Source organism: Aeromicrobium sp. PFPM2_SD2, assembly GCF_057364525.1.
On the sequence record NZ_JBNFNZ010000227.1, the window covers coordinates 1 to 3933 of the forward strand.

At 73.2% G+C, this 3933-nt stretch carries 5 protein-coding genes; 1 reads left to right on the top strand and 4 read right to left on the bottom strand.

Annotated elements, in window-relative coordinates; genetic code table 11:
• The 3 genes from AC2W7G_RS10830 to AC2W7G_RS10840 all read right to left on the bottom strand — a co-directional run.
• Positions 1-563: RNA polymerase sigma factor (locus AC2W7G_RS10830; protein WP_485868436.1), on the bottom strand; the 563-nt coding region annotated here is incomplete at its 3' end.
• 23 nt (positions 564-586) lie between these two features.
• Positions 587-772 carry a hypothetical protein gene (locus tag AC2W7G_RS10835; protein WP_485868437.1) on the bottom strand — a complete coding sequence of 62 codons (186 nt, stop codon included), beginning with the start codon at positions 770-772 and terminating at the stop codon, positions 587-589.
• A 4-nt stretch (positions 773-776) separates the two neighbouring features.
• Positions 777-1220 (bottom strand): YciI family protein, encoded by a 444-nt coding sequence (locus AC2W7G_RS10840; protein ID WP_485868438.1) that lies wholly within the window; start codon positions 1218-1220, stop codon positions 777-779.
• Positions 1221-1409: 189 nt separating this feature from the next.
• On the opposite strand from AC2W7G_RS10840, the gene AC2W7G_RS10845 reads away from it, so the two are divergent.
• A complete protein-coding gene (locus AC2W7G_RS10845) occupies positions 1410-2270 on the top strand; it encodes an aldose 1-epimerase family protein (RefSeq protein ID WP_485868439.1) in 861 nt (286 codons plus the stop codon).
• Here the strand turns inward: AC2W7G_RS10845 and AC2W7G_RS10850 are convergent.
• A partial coding sequence (locus AC2W7G_RS10850; protein ID WP_485868440.1) for an Ig-like domain-containing protein occupies positions 2240-3933 on the bottom strand: 1694 nt, incomplete at its 5' end. The two genes, AC2W7G_RS10845 and AC2W7G_RS10850, sit on opposite strands and share 31 nt — an antisense overlap.

A 3933-nucleotide genomic window follows, 5' to 3' on the forward strand; every position in this document is an offset into this window, starting at 1 on the left:
CGAGCAGCACCGGCGACCCGTCCCGGCGGCCACCCCGGGCGGCGAACCGGGGACGCCTGCAGCTCCATGAGCGCCACCAGGCCGTGCACCTCCGGCTCGCGCGGCAGCAGCCCGGCCAGCACGCGTCCGAGCCGCAGCGCCTCCTCGGCCAGCTCGGTGCGGACCCATCGGTCGCCCTCGGTGGCCGCGTAGCCCTCGGTGAAGACGAGGTAGACGACGTGCAGCACCGACGACAGCCGCTCGGCCCACTGCGCGGGCTCGGGCGTCTCGAACGGCACCCGCGCCGCCGCCAGCGTCTTCTTCGCCCGGGTGATGCGCGCCTGCACCGTCGGCACCGGGACGAGGAGCAGGCGCGCGACCTCCTGGGTCGACAGGCCGCTCACCACGCGCAGCGTCAGTGCGATCTGCGACTCGCGCGAGAGCACAGGGTGGCAGGCGGTCAGGACCAGCCGCAGGACGTCGTCCTCGACCGGCTCCCACGCGAGGTCGGACGTCTCGTCGAGCGCGTGGGCGATCCGGCGGTAGCGGTCGTCCTGCACCGACCGGCGGCGGAAGGCGTCCACCGCGCGTCGGCGCGCGACCGTCGTCAGCCACGCGCCGGGACGGGCCGGGACGCCGCCGGCGGGCCACGTCTCGAGCGCCTCGACCACGCCTCGGCCGCCACGTCCTCCGCGAGGCCGACGTCGCCGGTGACGCGGGCGAGGGTCGCGACGATGCGGGCTCCCTCGATGCGCCAGACGGCGTCGACGACGCGGTGGACGTCCTGGCTCATCGGCTCAGGCCGGGGACGTGGTGCCGGCGTCGGTGCCCAGCTCGCGGCGCCACTCCTTCTCCTTCTGGACGTACTCGTTGTCGGCGTAGTCCTCGAAGTCCGCCTCGTCGGTGATGCGACGCACCTCGATCTTGTTGCCCGGCCCGAGCGGGGCGCGCTTGGCCCACTCGACCGCCTCCTCGCGGCTGGACACCTGCAGCGTCCAGAACCCGTTGAACAGCTCGTGGGTCTCGCCGTACGGTCCGTCGGTGACGACCGGCGCCTCGGTGGTGAACTCGACGACCGCACCCTCGGACGCGTCCGTGAGCCCCTCGCCGCCGAGCAGCACGCCCGCCTTCATCATCGACTCGTTGTAGGCGCCCATCGCGTTGATGATCTCCTCGAAGTCCATGTCCTCAGGCAGCTCGACCGAGCCGCTGTTGCGCATGATGAGCATGTACCTGGCCATGACGGGTCTCCTTGGTTCGCGGGCCGCTTCTCGGCCTCTCACTATGTCGTCGAACGGGACCGCGGTGGATCGACATCGGCCGAGAACTTTTCTCGCGTCGCCCCGTGGCGGACGCCACGCCGGCCCCGGCTGCGGCCCCGTCGCGGCGCTCCTAGGCTGGCCGGACCCCCACCCGTCCGAGGAGGACCCGTGTCCGACCGCCTGACCCTGCGCACCCCCGAGTCGACGCTCGAGGTGAACGCGCGCGGTGCCGAGCCGCGCTCCTGGCGGGACGCCGAGGGACGCGAGCACCTGTGGCAGGCCGGCGACGCGTGGCGGCGCACCGCCCCGATCCTGTTCCCGATCATCTGCCGCGTGCCCGACGACCAGGTGGTCGTCGACGGCACGGCCCACCCGATGAAGCAGCACGGCTTCACCCGCGACAGCGACTTCGACGTGCTCGACCTGTCCGCCGACCGGGTCGTCCTGGGCCTGCGCGACAGCGACGCCACGCGCGAGCACTACCCCTACGCCTTCGGCCTGCACGTGACCCACGAGCTGCGCGGACGAACGCTCACCACGACCTACGTCGTCGAGAACCGCGACGAGCGCACCCTCCCGTACGGCCTGGGCTGGCACCCGGCGTTCGTGTGGCCGCTGGACGGCGAGCGCGAAGAGCACGTCGTCGAGTTCGACCACCCCGAGCCCGCGCCGTTCCGTCGCGTGGCGGACAACCTGCTGCGTCCCGAGCTCTTCGACTCCGTCGTCGACGGCACCGAGCTGCGCCTGAGCGAGCGGCTCTTCGACGACGGCGCGGTCATCATGCCGGACGTCGCGAGCACGGGCCTGACCTACCGCGCGCCGTCCGGCCGTGGCGTCCGGCTCGACTGGACCGGGTTCACCGGGGTGACGCTGTGGATGCGCGACGGCGGCGAGTTCGTCTGCCTCGAGACCTGGCGTGGGCTGCCCGCCCGGCCCGAGGACGTCGAGCTGACCGAGCGCGCCGACCTCGACCACCTCCCGCCCGGTGAGACCCGCACCTACACCGTCACCGCGACCCTGCTGGGCTGACGCGCGGGTACCCTCGGTCCTCCGACCGAGGAGGCCGCGTGAGCACCGAGCTGCTGGAGAACGGTCCCTGGACGTTGCCGGTGACGCTCCTGGGCGTCGTGCTGCTGGTCGTGGCGCTGGGCGTCTGGGTCGGACGCGACGCCCGCCGGCCGTCGGCCCTGCTCGCCCTGGGCGGTCTGCTCGTCCTCGGCGTGTCCGTGGTCGTCGGGTGGGTCGAGGAGTCGCGCGACGTCGACAGGCTGCGCGCCGCCCTGCAGGAGCGGGGCGTCTCGATCTCGACGCAGCAGGCCCGCCAGGTCCGCGACACGCTCAACAGCGGCGAGCCCTACGAGGCGCCGCCCGGCTCGCCGCGCCGCTGGAGCCTGGTCGTCGACGGGGACGAGCTGGTGCTGCAGCTCGTCCCCGCCCCTGAGCCGCCTCGCTGGCCGAGCCGAGAGCGCTGCCCCCCGACGCGACGACGCCGCGACCCCCGAGGGGACCGCGGCGTCGCCGGCGTCGTGCGGGTCAGCGCTTCTTCGACACCCGCAGCGTCCGCTTCGGGCTCCACGCCGCCTTGTAGTCGTCACCGGCCACGACGTAGACGCGGATCGTGTGAGACCGGGCTCGAGCCGGGGCAGCTTCACGATGCTCGTGCCGCGACGCACGTCGACCGTCCGGACGACCCGCGAGCCGTCGTAGACGAGCGCCCGGCTCCGCGCCGGCACCGCGCCGGAGACGGTGATGCGGAGCGAGGCGTTGACGTTCTTCTTCACCGTCGACCGCACGAGCTTCATCCCGATGCGCGGGGCGGCCTTGGCCACCTTGAGCGTCGCGGTGGCCGAGCTCTTGGCCACGACCGACGAGCCGGCGTACGACGCGGTGACGAGGTGCGTCCCGACCGGGACGTCCTTGGGCAGCGTGACGGTCGCCCGTCCCGCCTTGAGCGTGGCCTTGACCGTGCGGCCGGCGACCTTCACCGACACCGTGCCGGTGGCGGCCGGGTCGGACGCGACGGACACGGTGGCCGTCCCGGGCGACCCGTAGGTCGTGGCCGTGCGGCGCAGGCTCAGCGACGTCGCGGACGCCGCCGGTCCGCTCCAGCGCAGGGCGGGGGCGAACGTCGTGCGCACCGAGGCCTTCGCCTGCTGCTCGATCGCGTAGCCCATGGCCAGGACGTCCTTGTCCGTCCACGCGCGGCCGACGACCTGGACGTTGTTGGACTGCCCCTCGCCGTTGCGGCCGATCGGCAGGATCGCGGTCGGCAGGCCGACGGACTGGGTGAGGACGCCCGACGCGCGGTCGGAGCTGAAGATCGCCGACGAGGCGTCGTTGTTGCCCACGCTGGTCAGGAAGCCCGGGTAGACGACCGCGTCGACCGGGTCGCCGAACGCCGTGTCCATCCAGCTCGCGGCGTTGACCTTGTACGCGTCGCGGCGGGCCAGCAGGTTCTCGACGCTGGTGTCGTCCATCGGCTGCGCGGTGTAGCTCGAGGAGACGTTGTAGGGCAGGTTCTGCTTGCTCTCCATGAGCTCCTTCGTCGTGTACGGGAACGTCGCCGGACGCTCCTCGGCGATGTAGCGCTCCCAGCCCTCGGCGCCGGCGCTGCCGGACGTCGGGAAGCCGCTGGCCGGCGGGGTTGGTCGGCGCGGTGGGCGCCCCCGTCGGCGAGCGGGGACGACCGTGC